A 21,741-nucleotide genomic window follows, 5' to 3' on the forward strand; every position below is an offset into this window, starting at 1 on the left:
GGTCATGAAAATTGTTTTATTGGGATTCGGCGGCATTGGGCAAGAGACGCTAAACGCGCTGTTAAGTACGACCGAGCGACGTGGCAGCGTCAATGAAGTCGTGATCATCTGCCGAAATACCGAAAAGTATTCAGCCGTTTGCGAAGATATTCTTGATGGCCTGCTGGCGGAAGCGCTCTTCTCACGCCATAACCGAACGTCTTTACCCAAGATTGTTGTGACGGATGACTACCGCCACATCGACGGGGCTGACGTGATCCTCTGTTGCTATGGCGTGCCTTCAACCTTTCCGATGCATGACCGCCAGGCGTTGCTGGACGATCACGTACGGCTCAGCGAGGCCATTTTTAGCCGAGCCAAACCCTTCATTGCTCCCGGCTGTCACATCATCAATGCGGTCAATCCGGTGGATAGCATCAGCTATTACATCGATAAAATCCTGCTCGACTCTCGCTGCCGGGTGATAGGCATCGGCGCCGCGCACAACACCGCCAGGCTGCTGAAAAGCATCTGCCGCATTTCCGGGATCGACATGCAGCGCATCGACGCGCGTAGCCTGACAGTCTGCGGCGAGCACGGCGCCGGGCTGGTGCCCTTGCTCAGCCAGGTAACAACCGACGAGGGACCGCTGAACCAGCTACTTTCGGCGCAGGCGCTGGCGCAAATCGTCACCGATACCCGCAATCAAGGGTTGGACATATTTCACAAAATGCGGCGCCCTCCTAAATATGGCCCGGCCGCCTCCATTCTTATCTTGCTTGAGCGCATCATCCAACGGGACGAAACCCCCTGCTGCGGTTCGGTCTGGCTGCCGGAACTGGGCGTGTTCATGTCCTGGCCGCTGGCTCTGCGCGACGGCGTCTTTACGCCGCTGTCGCTGATGCCCAATCAGGATGAGCAACAACAAATCCACCAGGCGGCGCTCAAGTTAAAAAACATCATCCAAGGTTTTAGCTGATGACGACCGATCAAACCAGACAGATTTTCCGCGATCTCTACATGCCGTTACGCCCTGAGTATCGTTTTCTTTCGCCACTGTACGGGGTGCTGTGGTGCAACAACGAACTCGCGGAAAAGTATTACCGCTTTCTTGGCGCCGAACACCCGATCGGCCAGGTGGCGCGCGCGTTGTTCTACCGTACTGACCTGGTCGAGTTTGACGTAAGCAAAGAGGTGAAGAATCCGTTCACCTGGTTTTCCCCCTCTACCCTTGCACGGCTGGTGGCTTTCATGAGCAGCCCGCGTTTCACCGACAATGATATCGCCTCGTTATATCAGCATGTACGAGATGAAACGGACTTTCACGCTGCCATTGAGCAGCAACATCGGCTTTCTGTGCAAATACGCCGGCTTTGCGACAGCGTACTGCAACAGTTCGAGGACACAAAAGCGCAGATCGCAGCCGCAGAACGCGAAGCGCTCTCCCTCGGCGCCCATTTGAAAGCGCAAGAAAAAGCGCTGAATCAGATCCTGCAACAGGCGGAAAACGCCGTTAAAGCGCAGCAGGTGCCGATCCAACAATGTCGAGCCGCGATCGCCGCGCTCAAAGCCGGCAAAAAAACGCTGGGCAAAAGCGCTGCTGAGAATAAAGAGGCGCAGCTGCTGGCGCTCAATGCCGAAATCACCGAGCTGGAAGCACGCCTGAATGCGGCGCAGCAAGAAGCCGTGCATCAAGCCGGCCTATTCCCCGCCTGGCAAAACGCGCAGGCCGCCGTCGAACATGCCCGCCAGCAAAAAGATGAAGCCACCTTGCGCGCCAGCATGCTGGCGGAAAATTTTACCGAAAGCACCGTCGCACGGCTGCAAACCGAGGGATTCAGCGCTGACTTCATTGCATTGCATCTGCCTTTCAACAAGTATCACCGCTATCTGCCGCGACGTGTGCAGGATTACGTCGGTATCCACTGTGCCGATCGCGACAGCTTGCTGGCCAAGTTGCACAATTTATGTCGTTTACTGATCGCGGCCAGCCGCACCGCCGAGCACGACAGAGAGGTGTTTCATTTGCTCAACGCGGCGCTGTGGCTGAAATGCAAGGGTAACTTCGGCAAATTGACCGCCTACATGCAGCAACTGCGGGAACTGAGCGGGGAGCTGTTCGGCGAAACGGCGACGGGCGAGACGCACTTCCCCGATCGCTGCCATGACTATTACGATCGCGAAGTGTACGGCCGCTATTTTCCGCCGCTGTGCATCACCAAAACCTGCCGCCCCGCGCCGGATTCTGACGTCTCGTTCTCAGATTGCGGGGAGAGTTCGCTGCGCAACTTCATCAATGTCCTGGTGAAAAACCAAGCAAGCGCGCAGCTTGACGCCGGAATACTCAAACGCAGCGGCCTGGCTGTCGATCCGCGCGTCATCGCGTTCTATGAAAAAAACCCTCGTTTGGAAACGATCAGAAGCCAAGAAGTACATAACCAGTGGGCTGAAATTGCCTCATCACTCAATGCGCGCGACAACCGAATCAAATACCTGACGCCAGGTAAAGACGCCTATTGCGAGTTGGCCGCCGGCGGCAACAACATGCAGCATATGCTGCAAGCGCTATTGGGCGAAGCTGATATCACCACCATTTGCCGCCGAATCGCCTCCGCTTCCGGCATCGATATTCGTTGCGATCTCAGCGACTTCCACCCGGAACGGCACGATCTGGAAGACTTCACCAACGTTGTTCGCCTTGAATTCGACGGCAAATATGTCTTTCACTGGTATTTCCTCAAACAGCATTTCCGCTGCGCTTCGGCAGATCTGTTCAACGAAGAGGAAAATTATGTACGCCAGGCACTCGCCATGCTGAATGACGAGATGAAACAGGGCCGTCTGAATCGCGACCAGTTCCGCGCACTGCTCAGTTTCCATCTGAAAGAGAAGCCCGTGGCGCAAGTCAAAATGATATTCGACAGCCTTGGCGCTACCCTCGTCGGAGATGAAATGACGTTCTTGATGCTGGGTAAATTGAACTCCGTCGATTCCATGTTCGAATACTGCATGAACGTTCTGGCGATTCCAACGCTGGCGCATAGCGCGCCAGTCTCGGCGACTGTCGCCGCGATTATTCAAGGCATCAGCCCGCATCCGGTTATCTTCGATCAGCGGAAAAATCTCATCGCGAGGATTAGAGAAACCGGAGTGACGCCGTTACTCACTCTGGCTAACCGATGGGAAAAGGAAAGTTTGGAAAAGGTGTAATACACTCGGTTCAACAGACGACGAGCAACATTTAAGGAGAAACCGCCTTGAGGTCAACATTCATCCCTTATTTCCCAAAAGAAATATGGGTTATCTTTATCGGGACGTTTTTGACGCGCGCCTGCTTTTTCATGATTTGGCCATTCATTACCATTCTCATGAGAAATAACTACGCGATGACGCCGGTGGAAATCGGCGTCATGATGAGCGTATCACTTATCGTGTCTATTTCTTTCGGCTATCTCTTCGGTGGCGCATCAGACAAATATGGCCGTCGCACGTTGATTATTCTTGGTGCAATCGCCGCTATCATTTCATTTAGCGTACTTGCGTTGGCCAACTCACCGGCGTGGTATTTTGTCGGTATTTTACTCAATGGCATTTCGCGCTCATTGATCGAACCCGCCAGCAAAGCGGTGATCGGCGATATTCTCCATGACAGGCAAGAGCGGGAACGCGCCTTGAACATCCGCTACTTCCTGATGAACGTGGGCGCAGCCGTAGGCCCATTAGTGGGTGTCGCTCTCGGGCTGACGGCGCAGAAGGCTACCTTCTTCGTCACCGCATTGTCGTTCCTTTGCTATTTGCTGCTGGTGCTCGCGGTATTCAAAGCGGGGCACGGTAAAGAAACGCGCAACGCCACCTTCTCATTCATTGGCTCTTTGCGGATTATCTGGAACGATCAGGCGTTCAAGGTGTTGGTAGTCGCCAACATTTTGGTGATGCTGGTCTACGGGCAGATCGACGTGACGCTGCCGCAATACCTCATGATCAGCCAGGTGTACAACCCCGAATACCTGCTCAGCGTGCTGATATTCATCAATGCAGCCACGGTGATAACGCTGCAGTATTTCACCGAGCGCTTTACCCGCCGCATGTCATTGGCACTGAAAACCAGCCTGGGCGTGTTCTTTCTCGCGCTTTCACAAATTGTCTTCCTGCTGGTTTCCAGTGAAAGCTGGCTGCTGTGGTTGGTCGCCATGTTCCTGCTCAGCCTCGGCGAAGTCATCCTGTTCCCTACGCTCAATATACAAATTGATCGTATGGCGCCGGCTAACCTAAAAGGGGCTTACTTCGGTGCCGCCACGTTTTACGAATTTGGCCTGGCGCTCGCCCCTTTTGTCGGCGGTTTGCTGTTAAAACAAGGTGGCGGTGGCGCCCTGTATGCCGTGATGTTCTTTTTATGCATCGGCGTCATCGTTCTTTATACTATTTCGGAAAGAATATCTGAGAAAAGAACGATAACCGCGTGACATTGTTAACCCGCTAATTAACGCCGCCCTTGTTTAAACGTATTAACGGGGCGGCTTTATCGTGATATTAATCACAGTAAATAAATAGCGAAGGATATGCAGGTCATTATTTAATCGAATGATTTATTTAATGCTAAAAAATAAAATAAATCTATTTACATGAATGATTAGGAGATGTTATAAATTTGTTTATTGCAGGCGTGTAGCTCAGTGGTAGAGCGCTGTGTCATACTTCACAGAGGTCACCTGGTTCGATTCCGGTTGCGCCAACCAATATAAAACCCATTCCTTTTCCCATTCTCTTTAATTATTTTCTCATCGAAATAAACCGGTAAAAATTTATATATTTACCCCCCTCTTTTCTTTCCATCGCCCCGTTGCGTTCACCGGAAAGGTGAATAATTTATTAGCCAAACGCCGCACATTCCGTACAATCCTGTTCCTTCATCTGTTCTTGTCACAAGCCATCATCGTAAACCTATGGGGGACACTGATGGACAAACGCTTTATTCAGGCGCACCGCGAAGCGCGCTGGGCGCTGGGGCTGACGCTGCTCTACCTGCTGGCCTGGGGGCTGGCGGCCTACCTGCCGGACAGCGCCATCGGCGTCACCGGCCTGCCGCACTGGTTCGAAATGGCCTGCCTGCTGGTGCCGCTGCTGTTCATCGGCCTGTGCTGGCTGATGGTGCGCACGGTGTTCCGCGACATTTCGCTGGAGGACCGCGATGCAAACTGAAGTGATCCTGCCGCTGGTCGCCTACCTGTTGCTGGTGTTCGGCCTGTCGGTGTACGCCTATCGGCGCCGCCAGAACGGAAACTTCCTCAGCGAATATTTCCTCGGCAACCGCTCGATGGGCGGCTTTGTGCTGGCGATGACCCTGACCGCCACCTACATCAGCGCCAGTTCGTTTATCGGCGGGCCGGGCGCCGCCTACAAATACGGCCTGGGCTGGGTGCTGCTGGCGATGATCCAACTGCCGGCGGTGTGGCTGTCGCTCGGCGTGCTGGGCAAGAAATTCGCCATCCTGGCGCGGCGCTACAACGCCATTACTCTCAATGACATGCTGTATGGCCGCTACCAAAGCCGCCTGCTGGTGTGGCTGGCCAGCCTCAGCCTGCTGGTGGCGTTCCTCGGCGCCATGACGGTGCAGTTCATCGGCGGCGCACGCCTGCTGGAGACCGCCGCGGGCATTCCTTACGACACCGGCCTGTTGATCTTCGGCATCAGCATCGCGCTGTACACCGCCTTCGGCGGCTTCCGCGCCAGCGTGCTGAACGACGCCATGCAGGGGCTGGTGATGCTGCTCGGCACCGTGCTGCTGCTGGTGGCAGTGATCCATGCCGCCGGCGGACTGGACAGCGCAGTGAGCAAACTGCAGCAGATCGATCCTGCGCTGGTGTCGCCGCAGGGCGGCGATCAGATCCTCAGCCTGCCGTTTATGGCGTCATTCTGGATCCTGGTGTGCTTCGGGGTGATCGGCCTGCCGCACACCGCCGTGCGCTGCATCTCCTACAAGGACAGCAAGGCGGTGCATCGCGGCATTCTGCTCGGCACCGTGGTGGTGGCGGTGCTGATGTTCGGCATGCACCTGGCCGGCGCGCTCGGCCGCGCGGTGTTGCCGGATCTCAAGATCCCCGACCAGGTGATCCCGACGCTGATGATCACCGTGCTGCCGCCGTACGCCGCCGGGATCTTTTTGGCGGCGCCGATGGCGGCGATCATGTCGACCATCAACGCCCAGTTGCTGCAATCCTCCGCCACCATCATCAAGGATCTCTACCTTGGCGTGCGTCCGCAGCAGATCCACAACGAGCGGCTGATCAAGCGCTTCTCCAGCCTGACCACGCTGATCCTCGGCCTGCTGGTGCTGCTGGCGGCCTGGCGCCCGCCGGAGATGATCATCTGGCTCAACCTGCTGGCTTTCGGCGGGCTGGAGGCGGTCTTCCTGTGGCCGCTGGTGCTGGGCCTGTATTGGGAACGCGCCAATGCTCAGGGAGCGCTTAGCTCAATGGTGTCGGGTGCGGTATGCTATACGCTATTGGCCAGCTTCAACCTGCAACCGGCGGGGCTGCATCCTATCGTGCCTTCGCTGTTGCTCAGCCTGTTGGCGTTTTATCTCGGTAACGTCGTCGGCGAAAAGCGCCGGGCGGCGTCATCATTACCCTCTTGAAGAGAATTGCTATGCCTTGGATCCAACTCAAACTGAACACCACCGGCAGCCAGGCGGAAGACCTGAGCGACGCGCTGGTGGAAAGCGGCGCCGTGTCGGTGACCTTCCAGGACACCCACGATAACCCGGTGTTCGAGCCGCTGCCGGGTGAAACCCTGCTGTGGGGCGATACCGATGTGATCGGCCTGTACGACGCGGAAACCGATATGACCGAGGTGGTGGCGATGCTGGAACAGCACCCGCTGCTGGGCGCCGGTTTCCGCCACAAGATAGAACAGCTGGAAGACAAGGACTGGGAGCGCGAGTGGATGGACAACTTCCACCCGATGCGCTTCGGCGAGCGCTTGTGGATCTGCCCGAGCTGGCGTGACGTGCCGGATCCCGACGCGGTCAACGTGATGCTCGATCCGGGCCTGGCGTTCGGCACCGGTACCCACCCGACCACCGCGCTGTGCCTGCAGTGGCTGGACGGCCTCGATCTGGCCGGCAAAACCGTCATCGATTTCGGTTGCGGCTCCGGCATCCTGGCGATCGCCGCGCTGAAGCTGGGTGCGGCGCGCGCTATCGGCATCGACATCGATCCCCAGGCCATTCAGGCCAGCCGCGACAACGCGCAGCGTAACGGCGTCTCAGAGCGTCTGGAGCTGTATCTGCCGAAAGACCAGCCGGCGGACCTGCTGGCGGACGTGGTGGTCGCCAACATCCTCGCCGGCCCGCTGCGCGAACTGGCGCCGCTGATCGGTTGCCTGCCGAAGGCCGGCGGTCATTTGGGGCTGTCCGGCGTGCTGGCCAGCCAGGCGAGCAGCGTTGCACAAGCCTACGAAGAGAAGTTCACGCTCGATCCGGTCGCCGAGCGTGAAGAGTGGTGCCGCATCACCGGCCGCCGTAAGTAAGCGTCACGGTATATTGCTCCCTCATCCACCGGCCCCGCGCCGGTGGATTTTTTTTGTCCGGCGATCGACCCACGGGCAAGACAAAATTTTATGCAATTTTTTGCCTTTCAACGATGGATCGCCCTGACAATGCGCCTTCCAGGCAGGTTATCCCGGCAAAAATAGCGGGCGAATGCAGATAATATCCTGCGCAAAGGCGAATATTTTACCGCACACAAAATAAGCACCTTTCGTCAACTCATTGTAAAATATATACAATATTTTTATGAATCACTGCGCAGCGCATTTTTTGCCCTAATAGCGAGCCAATTGGTTAAAGTTTGGCCTTTCATCTCGGCGCAAAAATGCGTAATATACGCGCCCTTGCGGACACAGTATGGTCACTCTTTGTCTATGCGCATTGGACACCACCAGCTTACTAATTGCCTGATTGCGGCCCCGATGGCCGGTATTACAGATCGCCCGTTCAGAACCCTCTGTCATGCAATGGGTGCTGGGATGGCTGTATCCGAAATGCTCTCCTCCAACCCGGAGGTGTGGCGGACGGATAAGTCGCGTCTGCGTATGGTGCATAGCGATGAACCAGGGATCCGCTCCGTGCAGATTGCCGGATGCGATCCTGATGATATGGCCGCCGCCGCGCGTATCAACGTGGCCAGCGGCGCGCAGATCATCGACATCAATATGGGATGCCCGGCCAAAAAAGTGAACCGGAAGCTTGCCGGGTCCGCCTTGTTGCAGTACCCGGATCTGGTAAAACAGATCCTCCACGCGGTGGTTGACGCGGTGGATGTGCCGGTAACGCTGAAGATTCGCACCGGCTGGGCGCCAGAGCACCGTAACTGTGTAGAGATTGCCCAACTGGCCGAAGACTGTGGTATTCAGGCCCTGACGATTCACGGCCGAACCCGCGCCTGTCTGTTTAACGGCGACGCGGAATACGACAGCATTCGGGCAGTTAAGCAGAGTGTTTCCATTCCGATTATCGCGAATGGGGATATTACTGACCCGCATAAAGCCAGAGCAGTGCTCGACTACACCGGGGCTGATGCCCTGATGATAGGCCGCGCTGCTCAGGGGAGACCCTGGATCTTCCGGGAAATCCAGCATTATCTGGACACTGGGGAGTTGCTGCCGCCGCTGCCGCTTGGCGAGGTGAAGCGCTTGTTGATTGGGCACATTCGGGAATTGCACGGCTTCTATGGCCAAGGCAAGGGATTCCGGATTGCTCGTAAGCACGTGTCCTGGTATCTCCAGGAACACGCTCCGAATGACCAGTTTCGGCGCACATTCAACGCCATAGAGGATGCCAGCGAACAGCTGGAGGCGTTGGAGGCATATTTCGAAAATCTTAGCGTAAAAAAAGAGCTGACAGAACTATGTTCGAACAACGCGTAAATTCTGACGTACTGACCGTTTCTACCGTTAACTCACAAGATCAGGTGACTCAAAAGCCTCTGCGTGACTCGGTTAAACAAGCACTGAAGAACTATTTTGCTCAACTGAACGGTCAAGACGTAAATGACCTGTATGAGCTGGTACTGGCTGAAGTTGAACAGCCACTGTTGGACATGGTGATGCAATACACCCGTGGCAACCAGACCCGCGCAGCCCTGATGATGGGCATCAACCGCGGCACGCTGCGCAAGAAGCTGAAAAAATACGGCATGAACTGATACTAGTCAGTTAACGTGTTGAAAAGGCGCTTTATCTCATTTGATAAGCGCCTTTTTCTTTTTCTGACTTGTGCCTACATTGGCAAGGATTTGCGCGGAATGCGCTTATCTATATATCCGGCAAAGAAATAGCAAATACCCGCCACGCCCGCGATCATCACGTAGCGCTTCCACCCGTCCAAATCCACGCCCAGGCTATCCAGCCCGCTCAACACAACAAACACCAGCAGGCCCAAGATAACCGATGCTCTGCCTGTCCAGGCTGGTGGGGGTGTCAATAACCGCCTTATCCAGTGGGATTTCATAGCGCTTCCTTCTTGCTTACGATTGAGTCGCCAATCGATGAAGAATACTCTCACGTTTTAATCGGGGCGACAAAGCGGGGCATCGGCTCTGGATTGCAGGCAATAAAAAAGGCCGCAGCGCGGCCCTTGGGGTAAAGCGGAGACCTTACTCGGTCACTTTGTTCTTGAGGCTTTCCGCCCCTTGCTTAGTCTTGTCCCAAGCCTTCTCCGAGCCCTGTTTGGTGGAGTGCCAGGCCTTTTGCGAACCTTCGCTCACTTTGCTGCCGACGCTGTCGCTCTTGCCTTCGGCGGCATGCTTGGCTTTCAGCTTCAGCTCTTCACCCTTGTCCTGAGACTGGTGCAGCTTTTCTTTGGCGGTATCCGCCCCTTTGTGCGCCTCGGCGACAACTTCGTTGCTGGCGTGAGCGGCGGTGTCGGTCGCGGTTTCAGCAGCGAACACCGGGGAAGCGAGCAGCAGTGCAGACAAGGCAATGATTGATTTTTTCATAAGTCCCTCTTTTCTCAGATACGTGCCATTCGTCATGAAACAAGATGGCATGAAACACCCCTTGAACGATTTAAGAATAGGACTAAAACCAAAAAAATCGATATAAAATTTCATTACAAATCATTTTATTGATTTTTTATGCCAACAAGCAGCACACGCAGGGAAAGCGCACGAAAAAGTTAAATTTTTCCTGTCATAAAACTATAATTTGTACGAATTTTTAACAAGCTCCAACAGGGATGGATTCTATGGTTGCCGCGATCATTATCGGCATTTTTATCATCAGCTTCCTCTACGCACACTCCCGCGGCAAAGAGAAACAAAAGCTTACCCGTCAGCTGTTCGATCACTCCACGTTTATGGGGCCGATCAACATGTTTATGACCGGTTTCTCGCGTTTGCCCGCCAAACAGCCCTATTTCGACGAAAAAGGCTTCCCGGAGCTGCAAACGCTGACCGACAACTGGCAGGTGATCCGCGAGGAAGCCGTGCGTTTGCAGGATCACATCAAAAAGGCGCAGTCGCACAACGACGCCGGCTTCAACACCTTCTTCAAACGCGGCTGGAAACGTTTCTATCTGAAATGGTACAGCGACAGCCACCCTTCGGCGCAAACGCTGTGCCCGAAAACCGTCGAGCTGCTCAACCGCATCCCATCGGTCAAGGCGGCGATGTTCGCCGAGCTGCCGCCCGGCAGCCATTTGGGTAAACACCGCGATCCTTACGCCGGCTCGGTGCGCTACCACCTGGGGCTGATGACGCCTAACGACGATCGCTGCTTCATCGAAGTGGACGGCGAGCAGCACAGCTGGCGCGACGGCCAAGCGGTGATCTTCGACGAAACCTACGTGCACTGGGCGCAAAACGCCACCGACCAGACGCGCATCATTCTATTTTGCGACGTCGAGCGGCCAATGAAATGGCGCTGGGCGCAGGCGGTCAACCACTGGGTCGGCGCTACGCTGATGTCGGCGGCCAGTTCGCCGAACGACGATCAGGACCGCACCGGCGGCATCAACCGCATCTTCAAATACGTCAACGCGGTGCGCGACGCCGGCCAGCGCCTGAAGGCGCGTAATCGCCGCGGTTACTACCTGCTGAAATGGCTGGTGATCGCCGCCATTTTCGCCGCCATCATCCTCCCCAGCCTGTAAACCGTCGCCAATCGTCAATCCAGAGGCAATGCGAATGAGAATATTCGCATGCCTCTCTTCCTCTGAACCCCGTACCCTGTGTTAACATACGCATTCCTAGAGCCGCCTCCGCTGGCCAACAGCTATCCCTCCGAAGCCTGATAGCAGCGCAAACCGCCCTTCGAATGTAAATGTTTAGTCAATTATGGAATTCTGACTAAACCCTGGCCGTCCCCGGGTGTCTGAGTCGTTGTATCGCTATCGAGTGGATCCTTTATGCGCTACAGGTTGCTACCCCCCTAACGCATAAACGAGCTGCTATGAAACGCCAAAAGAGATTTCAACTTTCCTTGCTGCACCCGCGCTACTGGCTGACCTGGTTCGGTCTGGCCCTGTTGTTCCTGCTGGTGCAACTCCCCTACCCGCTGCTTAACCGCCTTGGCGTATGGATGGGGCGCACCTCGATGCGCTTTCTTAAGCGTCGCGTCGCCATCACCCGCCGCAACCTCGAACTGTGCTTCCCCGAGATGGACGAAGCGCAGCGCGAGCGTAAAGTAGTGGGCAACTTTGAGTCCCTCGGCATGGGCCTGCTGGAAACCGGCATGGCCTGGTTCTGGTCGGATAAACGCGTTAAGCGCTGGTTTAACGTCTCCGGCATCAACCACCTCAAAATGGCGCAGCGTGACGACCGCGGCGTGCTGGTGATCGGCGTGCACTTTATGTCGCTTGAGCTGGGCGGCCGGGCAATGGGCCTGTGCCAGCCGATGATGGCGATGTACCGCCCGCACAACAACAAGGCGATGGAGTGGGCGCAAACCAAGGGCCGCATGCGCTCCAACAAGGCGATGATCGATCGCAAGGATCTGCGCGGCATGGTGCACGCACTCAAGCGCGGTGAGGCGGTCTGGTTCGCGCCGGATCAAGATTACGGCCCGCGCGGCAGCGTATTCGCGCCGCTGTTCGCCGTCGATCAGGCCGCCACCACCAGCGGCACCTTCATGCTGGCGCGCATGGCCAACCCGGCGCTGGTGCCGGTGGTGCTGATCCGCCGTGAAGGCGGCCGCGGCTACGACCTGCTGATCCAGCCGGCCCTGGAAGACTACCCGCTCAGCGACGAACAGGCGGCGGCGGCTTATATGAACAAAGTGATCGAGAAAGAGATCATGCGGGCGCCGGAGCAATATCTGTGGCTACATCGCCGCTTCAAAACCCGGCCAGTCGGCGCGCCGTCGCTGTACTGAGCCCCGTTTTCCAGCCCGGCCGACGCCGGGCTTTTTTGTGCGCCGCGTTTAAAAAATCTGCGGCTCAACATGTCGCTTTCCTGTAATCTCCCTCTTTACCCGCACAGGAAAGGAAATGATGAAAGCTCAAGTCCGCATTGCTCTGGTCGGTGATTACAACCCGCAAGCCGTGGCCCATCAGGCCATCCCCGTGGCGCTCCAGCTCACCGCCGCCCATCTCGACATCGACGTGCAGCCCCAGTGGCTACCGACCGAAACCCTGACCTCCCCCGATGTCCTGCAAGATTTCGATGCCATCTGGGTGGTGCCAGGCAGCCCATATTGTCACGACGACGGCGCCTTTATGGCGATCAGGCATGCGCGGGAAAACGACGTGCCGTTCCTCGGTTCCTGCGGCGGCTTTCAGTACGCCATCATCGAGTACGCCCGCAACGTGATGGGCTGGCACGACGCCGGCCATGCGGAAACCGACAGCGGTGGCCGGTTGGTGATCGCCCCGCTGAGCTGCTCGCTGGTGGAAAAAACCGGCGACATCGTTTTTCAGCCTGACACCCGCGTCGCGCAGGCCTACGGCAGCCTGAGCACCCATGAAGGCTACCACTGCAACTTTGGCGTGGCTCCGGACTTCGTCGCCGACCTTGAGCGCTTCCCGCTGATTATCAGCGGCCACGATGCCGAAGGCGACGTGCGCGCCATCGAACTGCCGGAGCGGCGTTTTTACGTCGCCACGCTGTTCCAATCAGAACGCGCTGCACTGCGCGGCGAGCTTTCGCCGCTGGTGGTGGAACTCGTCAAAGCCGCCGTCTGCTAACCTGCTACCTCCCCGTAGGATCGAGCCGCAGCGAGACAGGGTTCTCGTTGCGTCTTTCATTTCGGGTATCACTCGGCATCAACGTTTCACATTTATTATCTCATTAAAGTTAATCCATTAATTGCCCAATAACGGATCATTCATCGCAGTTTAATTGAAACGTCATACTCCTATGAAAGTTAACAGCAGAATTACGAATAAAGAAATGCATGAAATCACAATAAGCTTCACTTCTTATTATTCATTATTATTTCTTTTATAATAATACAACATAAGAGATTCTTTATAATTTTTTATGATTCAGCCTGTTATCTCTTGCAGAGAAGCAACCGAACTTGCCCGCTGAGATACCACTCCGTTATCGCTTACGAACCGCCTCAGCTCCGCCCCCCTTTTGCCAAAAATAAAAAATCACAAATAAAACAATAAATTACATGATTTCGCTTACTAATATCACGAATAAAAGCTAGTCAATCGTGATTAACACGCCACAAAAGCAATGGCAAAAAACCAGTTTAAAAATAAATAAAATACAAATCATTAACGCTAAAATCATTGCATTTATTATAATAAAATAAAACCATTAAAAATATTTAATGTGAAAACAGGCCAACTTAATAATCACCTTTTATAATGTTCGAGTGCTTGGCTGCGACTCACTTTATTTAATTCGATTCATTCCTTATTTGTGGAGGTGGTTCCGTGTCCGCTTATTCCCTGACGACCGTGCAACAAGCCGTGTGGCTAGACCAATCTTTAAACCCCGATATCCCCTTATATAACGTTGGGTGTTTATGGCGCGTAGAGCGCGAGATTTCGCTACCGCTGTTTCAAGAAGCCATACGGCAAATACAGCAACAACATGATGCGTTGCAAACCACGCTGAAAGAAACGCCGCAAGGCATTACCCAGGAAACCTGCGACCGGGCCTATATCGACCTGCATTACCACGATTTTTCGCACAGACAAGATGCCATCAGCCTGGCAGAAACACACCTTCGTTCTCAATTCCTGCAGCCTTATTCACTGTATGACAGCCTGCTTTGGCGCTGCCACCTGGCCAAAGTCAGCGGATCCAGCACGCTATGGCTGCTTGCTTCCCATCACCTGATTGCGGACGGCACCTCAATTTCCCTGCTGAGCAAAATGATCATGGAGCGCTATAAACAATTAAAAGCAGGGATAAAAAACGAAGCCCCCCACTCGCGTTACCAAGACTTCGTCATCAGCGATCGCACCTATCAGCAGTCTCCACGCTACGAGCGCGATCGTGATTTCTGGTTGAAGCGTTTCATCGACGCGCCCCCCTCCATGCTGGAACGCCGCCAAAATCACTGTGGGCAACAAACCTACCCCAGCCATCAGATAATCAAGCGGTTGCCACGCGAGCGTTTCCTACAGTTGGAACAATACGCCGCCGCGCAGGGCGGTTCTGCAATGCATTTTTTTAGCGCTTTGCTGGCCACCTGGTTCGCCCGGATTTGGCAAACCGATCAATTCACGCTGGGCGTGCCGGTACATAACCGCAGTACCGCCGAACATAAGCAAACATTGGGCATGTTTTCCTCGATGATCCCACTGCGCATCACGGTCGATTCACAGCAATCCTTCGGCCACTTACTGCGGCAAATCGGCAGCGAGCTGCGCCAGTGTTATCGTCACCAGCGTTTTCCCATTGCCGAACTCAACCGCCAGTTGAACCTGCATCAGCAGGAGCGGCGCCAGCTGTTCGACATCAGCTTTTCTCTGGAGGTTTTTCCGACCGACATCGAACTGGAAGGCAGCCAGTTCAAGGTGGAAAACCTGCACCACGGTCAGGAACAGCTGCCCCTCGGCGTCTACCTGCGCCATTACCATCCGGGCGACGACCCGCTGTTGGAGTTCAACTTCAATCAGGCCTGGTTCAGTCAGGAAGACGGTGAGCGCATCGCCGCCCGCATACTGCACCTGCTGAACACGCTACTGGACGGCGATCCGGCGCTGCCGCTGGGGCAGTTACCGCTGCTGTTGCCGCAGGAAAGACAGCAAATCTTCCATCAATGGAATGAAACCCGACAAACATGGGCAGACATGCCGCAAGGCGTACATCAATTCCTGGAACGGCAGGCCGCGCTGACGCCAGAAGCGCCGGCGCTGTGCTACGGGGACCACGAGATCAGTTATCAACAGCTGAATCAGCGGGCGAATCGATTGGCTGCCTTTCTCAGGCTGCAGGGATTACAGCCTGACGATCGCATCGCGGTATGCGTCAACCGCAGCCCGGATATGGTGATTGCCCTGTACGCCATCCTGAAGGCGGGCGCCGCCTATGTACCGCTCGATCCCGACTATCCACAAGACCGCCTGCGCCACATGCTGCAAGATTGCAGCGCCAGATTCGTTCTGATCGACGATGGCGGCGAACACGCGCTGCACCCGCTGCGCGATATCGCCGTGCCGCGATTGCATCTTCAACGTGAGAGCCATCTGTGGCGGCAAGCGCCGGATGGCAACCCGCCGCCGCTGGCCGCCGATCCACAGCGCAGCCTGGCTTATGTGATTTACACCTCCGGCTCGACGGGGAAACCCAAAGGGGTGATGAACGAACACCGCGGGGTGATCAACCGACTCCTGTGGATGCAAAAGGCTTATACACTGACGCCGGATGATGTCGTGCTGCAGAAAACCCCGTTCAGCTTCGACGTCTCTGTCTGGGAGTTTTTCTGGCCGATGATGGTCGGCGCCCGGCTGGCCATCGCCAAACCGGGCGGTCACCAGGAACCGGATTATCTCAGCGCCTGCATCGCACAACATGGCGTCACCACACTGCATTTCGTCCCCTCTATGCTGCAACTGTTTCTGCGCCACGGCGATATGGCGCAGTGCGCCTCCCTGAAACGCATCGTGTGCAGCGGCGAGGCGTTGCCGCTCGCGACGGTACAACGTTGCCTGCAGCAGTTGCCGCAGGCGGAACTGCACAATCTCTACGGCCCGACGGAAGCCGCCGTAGACGTTTCCAGCTGGCAATGCCTGCCCGATGATCCTCGCCCACTGGTACCGATCGGTAAACCGATCGCCAATACCCAGCTCCATATTCTGGATGACCAACTGCAACCGTTACCGCCTGGCATCGCCGGCGAATTGCATATCGGTGGTATTCAGGTTGCCCGTGGTTATCTGAACCGCGCGGCGCTGAGCGCCGAGCGATTTATCGCCGATCCTTTCAGCGCCGAGCCGCAGGCTCGCCTGTATAAAACCGGCGATCTGGCCCGCTGGCTGCCGGATGGCAACATTGAGTATCTGGGCAGAAACGATTTCCAGGTCAAAATCCACGGCCTGCGCATTGAATTAGGCGAGATCGAGCAACAGCTCAGACAGTGTTCAGGGGTTGAAGACGCCGCCATTCTGGCACGGGAAGACGAAAGCGGCGGCAAGCGCCTGGTCGCCTATGTCATCGCCCCAGAGCAAACGGCCGACGCCGCCGAATGGCGTCGGCAATTGCAGCAACACCTGCCGGACTTTATGGTGCCGTCCTGTTTTATCCGGCTGGATGCTTTTCCGCTGTCGCCCAACGGCAAGCTGGATCGCAAAGCGTTACCGGCACCAGCCAACATGCAGGAAACCGCTGCTTATGAAGCCCCGCAAGGCGAGCAGGAACAGCAGTTGGCCGAACTGTGGAGCGAACTGCTGGGCACAACGCGCATTGGCCGCGACGATGATTTCTTCGCGCTGGGCGGCCATTCGCTGCACGCCATTCAACTGCTGGTTAAACTGAAGCGACACGGGCATTCGTTAGGCATTAAAACGCTGTTTGCTCACTCGACGCTGCGCGGCCAGGCCCGTATTCTCACCGACGGCGTGCCCGCAACGGCTCCAGCCACCTCCGAACCCCTGCAGCAGCTGTTGACCCGTCTGAATCAGGCCAGTTTTACCTTTAAACAGGTAGAGCGCCTGAACCACGCCATCACCCCCGACAGCGTTTGGATGATCCATCCTGCCGTCACCGGTTGCGATGTTTATCGCGATCTGGCGAACTATTTAGAGAAAGATTTCAATGTGTTAGGCATCAACAATTACAACCTGTTCCAACAGCCGCACATCACTTCGCTACGCGAGCTGGCGGCGTATTATCTCGGCCATATGCGGCTGTCGCCGGCGCGCCCCGTCCGTCTGTTGGGTTGGTCGCTAGGGGGCCTGATCGCGCTGGAGATGGCCGCTCAACTGGAAAGCCAGGGCTATCGCGATATCCAACTGTTCCTGCTTGATACCTTCTACCGAACCCCATTCCAGATCCGCAGCGAGCCGGGCATGCTGGCGGCGATGCTGGCCATGTTGGGTATTGACGGCGAGGCCGCCGACCGGGCCTTAAAGGCAGAGCCGACGGAGCTGGCATTGGCAAAACAAACGCTCAGCGCACCGTTGCAACATGCACGCATCACGCTGTTCAAGGCGACCGAAGATGCAAATCTGAATATCACCGGCCTGGGCGATGAGCGGGAACTGCTGGCGATTGCCGACAATGGCCTGTCGGCAATCGGTCAACATCTGCAGGTGCATCCGTTGCCCTGCAATCATCACTCCATTATCTTCAGCCACGAGGAGATAGGACGCGCCTTGCGGCAGTCATCGCGCACGCCGGCGATGCTCGGCAACCTTCCTTGACGCTCTACGGTCTGCGGCGCAGTTCGCCGCAGACCGCCTCCTTACCACATCAGCCGGCCGATCAGTGGCGCGGCCACCACCGTGATAATGCCGGCCAACATCATCACCAGGCTCGACACTACGCCCTCCTGCGGCCCCAGTTCATAGGCGCGGGCGGTGCCGGCGCCGTGCGACGATGCGCCAAATCCGGCCCCTTTAGCCAGGCGGCTGCGTACAGCCAGCCGCAGAAACAGAATGTCGCCCACCGCCATGCCGAACACCCCGGTGATCACCACGAACAACGCCACCAGGTCCGGTTGGCCCCCCATCTGCTTGGCGGCCTCCAGCGCGAACGGCGTGGTGATCGACCGCACCGCCAGGCTGCGCTGCACCTCTTCCGGCAGCGTCAGCAGGCGCGCCAGCCACACCGAGCTGTAAACCGCTACCAGCACCGCGGTCGTTACCCCGGCGGTCAGCGACAGCCAGTGGCGACGGATGATATGCAGGTTCTCGTACACCGGCACCGCGAAGGCGATGGTCGCCGGCCCCAGCAGCCACAGCAGCCAGTGGGTTTCACCGATGTAGTCCTGATAGGAGATGTGGGTGACCACCAGCAGCAACACCAGAATCATCGGCGTCAGCACCAGCGGCATCAGCAGCAACGTGCGGCGGCGGCGATAGAGTTTCTTGTTGGCGAAATAGAGCGCCAGCGTCGCCAGAAAACAGGCCAGACTGAGGATAAAATCATTCATGGCGCTGCTTCCGCCGCTGCAGCCAAATCTCCAGCCGATACACCCTGTCCACCACCAGCCCGGTGGCGCCCAGCGTCAGCATGGTGCTGACCGCGATCACCAAAAAGATCTTCCAGCCTTCGACCATCAACAGCTGGGCATAGTTGACCACCGCCACCACCGCCGGCACGAAAAACAGCAGCATTTCCGCCAGCAGCCAGCGGGAGCCGGCCTTGACCCAACTCAGCGGCAGAATGCGCAGCAGGATCAGCGCCAGCAGCATCAGCATGCCGACGATATTGGCGGGGAGCGGCAGGTGGAATTGTTGCACCAGACGATCGGCGATCAGAAACAGCGCCGCATACAACGCCACCTGGATCGGCACCTGCAAACGGGTCAGCAGGGAGGGGGCAACGCGGCGTAACGCCAGAGACATGAAAGATGACCTCAAACAATAATTGACGGCCTACAGTATACGCAGCCGGGAAACCACGCCTGAAATGAATTAAAATTATCGACATCATGCCGTCCGGGAATAGTTTCTCGCCGGTAGCGTCCCCAAGGAGAACCCTAACGTGGATGTCCGCACCCTGCGCTACTTCGTTGAAGTGGTGCGCCAGCAAAGCTTCACCCGCGCGGCGGAAAAACTGTTCGTCACCCAGCCCACCATCAGCAAAATGCTGCGGCATCTGGAGGAAGAGCTGGAATGCACGCTGCTGATCCGCGAAGGCCGCAAGCTGCGCCTGACCGACAGCGGCCAGGCGGTGTACCAGCGCGGCCTGACGATCCTCGACGAGTTCCGCCAGTTGGAGGCGGAGCTGGAAGACATCAGCTCGGTGAAAAAGGGCGTGCTGCGGCTGGGCATTCCGCCGATGGTCGGCAGGCAGATTGCCGATCTGATCCGCCGCTTTCGCCAGACCTACCCCGGCATCGAATTAAAGATTTCCGAGCTGGGCGGGCTGTCGGTCGAACAGGCGGTGATGTCCGGTGAACTGGATCTGGCGATGACGGTGCTGCCCTTCGATTCGGCGCAGCCGCTGACCTTTCTGCCGCTGCTGGGCCATCCGATGTGCGTGGTGGCGCCGCGCACGCCGCAGTGGCTCAACCGCACCAGCATCAATATCGCCGAATTGGCCGACAGCCCGATCCTGATTTATAACGAAGACTTTGCGCTGTACAAGATGCTGATGAAGGCGTTTCGCCTGGCCGGCTTTGAACCGCAAATCGCGGTGCGCAGCGGCCAATGGGACTTTCTCGCCTCGATGGTGCAGGCCGGCGTGGGCATCGCCATGCTGCCGGAGCCGGTTTGTCGCTGGCTGGACAAGGAAAACCTGGTCTGGCTGCCGCTGGAGCCGCGCATGGAGTGGAAAATCGGCCTGATCTGGCGCCAGGGCAGCTACCTGTCGCACAGCGCGCAGGCCTGGATCGCCTGCTGCCGCGACTACTGGCCGCCGCTCAAGTAACCAAAAAAAGGGCCGCACAGGCGGCCCTTCAGGACAGAAATAAAGAGGAAAACGTTTATTCCTCTTCTGAGATTTACCCTTCGCGTTCGATCAGCAGCGCTTCGAGCAGGTCGAGATCGTGCAGCAGTTTTTGCAGCGTCTCGTTGCTGATTTTCTGCGTGGCGCGCAGGTGGTACAGCTCGCCGCGCTCGGCGCGCAGCGCCGTCAGGCGGAAACGCCGCTCGAGGTTTTCCATCGCCAGCGCATTCTCGATATCGTCTTTCGACGCGATGCGCCGCCGCAGCATGCCCGTCACCCGCGAGCTGACCTCTTTCAACACCTGCGGATCGAGGTTTTCTTCGGTATCGGCAACCAGGCGCTCTTCCATTTTATTCACGCTCTCAATCGCCACTTCGGCCGCCATGGCGATCGCCATGCGCTCTTCCTGCTTGCTGGCGCTCTTGTCGGTGACCTGCACGCCGCGCAGCAGCAGCGGCAACGCCAGCACGCCGACGATCAACGACAGCAGGATCACCCCGGCGGCGATAAACACCAGCTGATAGCGCGCCGGGAAGGCGGTGCCGTCGCTCAGCAACAGCGGTATCGACAGCACACCGGCCAGGGTAATCGCCCCGCGCACCCCGGCGAACGACGCCACCCACAGCTCACGCGTGCTGTAATCGCCGAACTGCAGCGGACGCTTTTTCATAAAGCGGTTGCTGGCCTTCTTCATCACCCACAGCCAGGTGAAGCGCAGCACCAACAGCGCGGCGTAGATGGTGGCCACGTCGGCGAACAGGTACCAGGTCTGGATGGTCGGATCCAGCTCCGCCTGCAGGATGGAGGTTTCAAGAATGCCCGGCAGCTGCAGGCCCAACATGATGAACACCATGCCGTTGAACACGAATTCCAGCATCGCCCACACGCTGTTGGCGCGCAGACGCATCGCCAGCGGCGCGTTGCGGATCACGCCGGACTGGCTGATGGTCATCCCCGCCGCCACCGCCGCCAGGATGCCGGAAACGCCGATATGTTCGGCGATCAGGTAGGACGCGAACGGCAGCAGCAGCAGGAACACGATCTGGGTCGCCGGATCGTCGCCGCTCCAGCGGCTCATCACCCGCAGCGATTTACTGTAGGTCCAGGTGACCGCCACGCCGGCCAGCAGGCCGCCGATCGCCACTTTGAGGAATTCAAGGGTCGCGCCGCCCACGGTGAACACCATGGTGCCCATCGCCACCGCGATGGCGAACTTGAGCGACACCAGGCCGGAGGCGTCGTTCATCAGCGCCTCGCCCTCGAGCACGCCCATGATCGGCTTAGGGATCCGCCCTTTGCCGACGATGCCGGACAGCGCCACGGCATCCGTCGGCGACAGCACCGCCGCCAGGGCGAAGGCCGCCACCAGCGGAATGCCCGGCACCATCGCGTAGATCAGATAACCGACGCCGACCACGGTGATCAGCACCAGCACCAGCGCCAGGCCGAGAATTTCACGCCCGTGATGCAGGAATTCGCGCGTCGGCGTTTTCCAGCCGTCGGCAAACAGCAGCGGCGGGATGAACAGCACCAGGAACAGTTCGGGATCAAAATCGACGTGCAGCCCGAAATGCGGCCAGGCCAGCAGGGCCCCGATGGCGATTTGCATCAGCGGCAGCGGCACCTGGAACGGCAACATGCGCGTCACCACCCCGGACAGGGAGACCACCAGGATCAAAATGAGGATTGTAAAAAAGATTTCCATGCTTTCCTTAGACTCTACGATTCAGACGACATCGGCTCAGGGCCT

18 protein-coding genes and 1 tRNA gene are annotated in these 21,741 nt (G+C 57.2%); 14 read left to right on the forward strand and 5 right to left on the reverse strand.

Features of this window, described 5'->3' with window-relative positions; translation table 11 throughout:
- Positions 1-4 precede the first annotated feature (4 nt).
- The 9 genes from AC2CGQ_RS15875 to fis all read left to right on the forward strand — a co-directional run bounded on the left by AC2CGQ_RS15875 (position 5) and on the right by fis (position 9,182).
- Positions 5-958 (forward strand): lactate/malate family dehydrogenase, encoded by a 954-nt coding sequence (locus tag AC2CGQ_RS15875; protein WP_015379200.1) that lies wholly within the window; start codon positions 5-7, stop codon positions 956-958.
- A complete protein-coding gene (locus tag AC2CGQ_RS15880; RefSeq protein ID WP_015379201.1) occupies positions 958-3,189 on the forward strand; it encodes a hypothetical protein in 2,232 nt (743 codons plus the stop codon). Before AC2CGQ_RS15875 ends, AC2CGQ_RS15880 begins: the two co-directional genes overlap by 1 nt.
- A 47-nt stretch (positions 3,190-3,236) precedes the next feature.
- The gene (locus AC2CGQ_RS15885; protein ID WP_004936868.1) at positions 3,237-4,442 is read left to right on the forward strand and encodes an MDR family MFS transporter; all 1,206 of its coding nucleotides are present in this window, start codon (positions 3,237-3,239) and stop codon (positions 4,440-4,442) included.
- 196 nt (positions 4,443-4,638) lie between these two features.
- Positions 4,639-4,715 (forward strand) — tRNA-OTHER (locus AC2CGQ_RS15890).
- 220 nt (positions 4,716-4,935) lie between these two features.
- Positions 4,936-5,178, forward strand: coding sequence for a YhdT family protein (locus AC2CGQ_RS15895; RefSeq protein WP_004936865.1), 243 nt, complete (start codon positions 4,936-4,938; stop codon positions 5,176-5,178).
- Positions 5,168-6,613, forward strand: a complete 1,446-nt coding sequence (gene panF / locus AC2CGQ_RS15900; protein ID WP_004936863.1) for a sodium/pantothenate symporter — start codon at positions 5,168-5,170, stop codon at positions 6,611-6,613. Before AC2CGQ_RS15895 ends, panF begins: the two co-directional genes overlap by 11 nt.
- Before the next feature lie 11 nt (positions 6,614-6,624).
- Positions 6,625-7,506 carry a 50S ribosomal protein L11 methyltransferase gene (gene prmA / locus AC2CGQ_RS15905; protein ID WP_015379202.1) on the forward strand — a complete coding sequence of 294 codons (882 nt, stop codon included), beginning with the start codon at positions 6,625-6,627 and terminating at the stop codon, positions 7,504-7,506.
- 393 nt (positions 7,507-7,899) lie between these two features.
- The gene (gene dusB, locus AC2CGQ_RS15910; RefSeq protein ID WP_085337224.1) at positions 7,900-8,904 is read left to right on the forward strand and encodes a tRNA dihydrouridine synthase DusB; all 1,005 of its coding nucleotides are present in this window, start codon (positions 7,900-7,902) and stop codon (positions 8,902-8,904) included.
- Entirely contained in the window at positions 8,886-9,182 is a 297-nt protein-coding gene (gene fis / locus AC2CGQ_RS15915; RefSeq protein ID WP_000462905.1) for a DNA-binding transcriptional regulator Fis, read from the forward strand. The genes dusB and fis overlap by 19 nt, the downstream gene beginning before the upstream one ends.
- A 74-nt stretch (positions 9,183-9,256) precedes the next feature.
- On the opposite strand, the gene AC2CGQ_RS15920 is transcribed toward fis, so the two are convergent.
- Together AC2CGQ_RS15920 and AC2CGQ_RS15925 are read right to left on the reverse strand one after the other, a co-directional pair.
- Positions 9,257-9,487, reverse strand: a complete 231-nt coding sequence (locus AC2CGQ_RS15920) for a hypothetical protein (RefSeq protein ID WP_126180945.1) — start codon at positions 9,485-9,487, stop codon at positions 9,257-9,259.
- Positions 9,488-9,632: 145 nt separating this feature from the next.
- Entirely contained in the window at positions 9,633-9,974 is a 342-nt protein-coding gene (locus AC2CGQ_RS15925; RefSeq protein ID WP_004936850.1) for a hypothetical protein, read from the reverse strand.
- A gap of 248 nt (positions 9,975-10,222) precedes the next feature.
- Between AC2CGQ_RS15925 and lpxO the strand changes: the two genes are divergently transcribed.
- The 4 genes from lpxO (at position 10,223) to AC2CGQ_RS15945 (ending at position 17,800) form a co-directional block, all read left to right on the forward strand.
- Positions 10,223-11,128 (forward strand): lipid A hydroxylase LpxO, encoded by a 906-nt coding sequence (gene lpxO / locus AC2CGQ_RS15930; RefSeq protein WP_004936848.1) that lies wholly within the window; start codon positions 10,223-10,225, stop codon positions 11,126-11,128.
- A 299-nt stretch (positions 11,129-11,427) separates the two neighbouring features.
- Entirely contained in the window at positions 11,428-12,348 is a 921-nt protein-coding gene (lpxP, locus tag AC2CGQ_RS15935) for a kdo(2)-lipid IV(A) palmitoleoyltransferase (RefSeq protein ID WP_004936843.1), read from the forward strand.
- A 115-nt stretch (positions 12,349-12,463) separates the two neighbouring features.
- Positions 12,464-13,159 carry a CTP synthase C-terminal region-related (seleno)protein gene (locus tag AC2CGQ_RS15940; RefSeq protein WP_171404461.1) on the forward strand — a complete coding sequence of 232 codons (696 nt, stop codon included), beginning with the start codon at positions 12,464-12,466 and terminating at the stop codon, positions 13,157-13,159.
- Between the two features lie 702 nt (positions 13,160-13,861).
- Positions 13,862-17,800, forward strand: a complete 3,939-nt coding sequence (locus tag AC2CGQ_RS15945) for a non-ribosomal peptide synthetase (RefSeq protein ID WP_076741021.1) — start codon at positions 13,862-13,864, stop codon at positions 17,798-17,800.
- Between the two features lie 41 nt (positions 17,801-17,841).
- Here AC2CGQ_RS15945 and AC2CGQ_RS15950 read toward each other — a convergent pair whose 3' ends face one another.
- Together AC2CGQ_RS15950 and AC2CGQ_RS15955 are read right to left on the reverse strand one after the other, a co-directional pair.
- Positions 17,842-18,531, reverse strand: coding sequence for an LrgB family protein (locus tag AC2CGQ_RS15950; protein WP_004936833.1), 690 nt, complete (start codon positions 18,529-18,531; stop codon positions 17,842-17,844).
- Complete coding sequence (locus AC2CGQ_RS15955) at positions 18,524-18,946, reverse strand: CidA/LrgA family protein (RefSeq protein WP_004936830.1); 423 nt, start codon at positions 18,944-18,946, stop codon at positions 18,524-18,526. The genes AC2CGQ_RS15950 and AC2CGQ_RS15955 overlap by 8 nt, the downstream gene beginning before the upstream one ends.
- Positions 18,947-19,085: 139 nt before the next feature.
- Between AC2CGQ_RS15955 and AC2CGQ_RS15960 the strand changes: the two genes are divergently transcribed.
- On the forward strand, positions 19,086-19,973 hold the full coding sequence (locus tag AC2CGQ_RS15960) for a LysR family transcriptional regulator (RefSeq protein ID WP_004936826.1): 888 nt from the start codon (positions 19,086-19,088) through the stop codon (positions 19,971-19,973).
- Positions 19,974-20,046: 73 nt separating this feature from the next.
- Here AC2CGQ_RS15960 and AC2CGQ_RS15965 read toward each other — a convergent pair whose 3' ends face one another.
- Positions 20,047-21,696, reverse strand: coding sequence for a Na+/H+ antiporter (locus tag AC2CGQ_RS15965; RefSeq protein WP_004936822.1), 1,650 nt, complete (start codon positions 21,694-21,696; stop codon positions 20,047-20,049).
- Positions 21,697-21,741 lie beyond the last annotated feature (45 nt).

It is taken from the genome of Serratia sp. DFXYC6 (assembly GCF_057196085.1).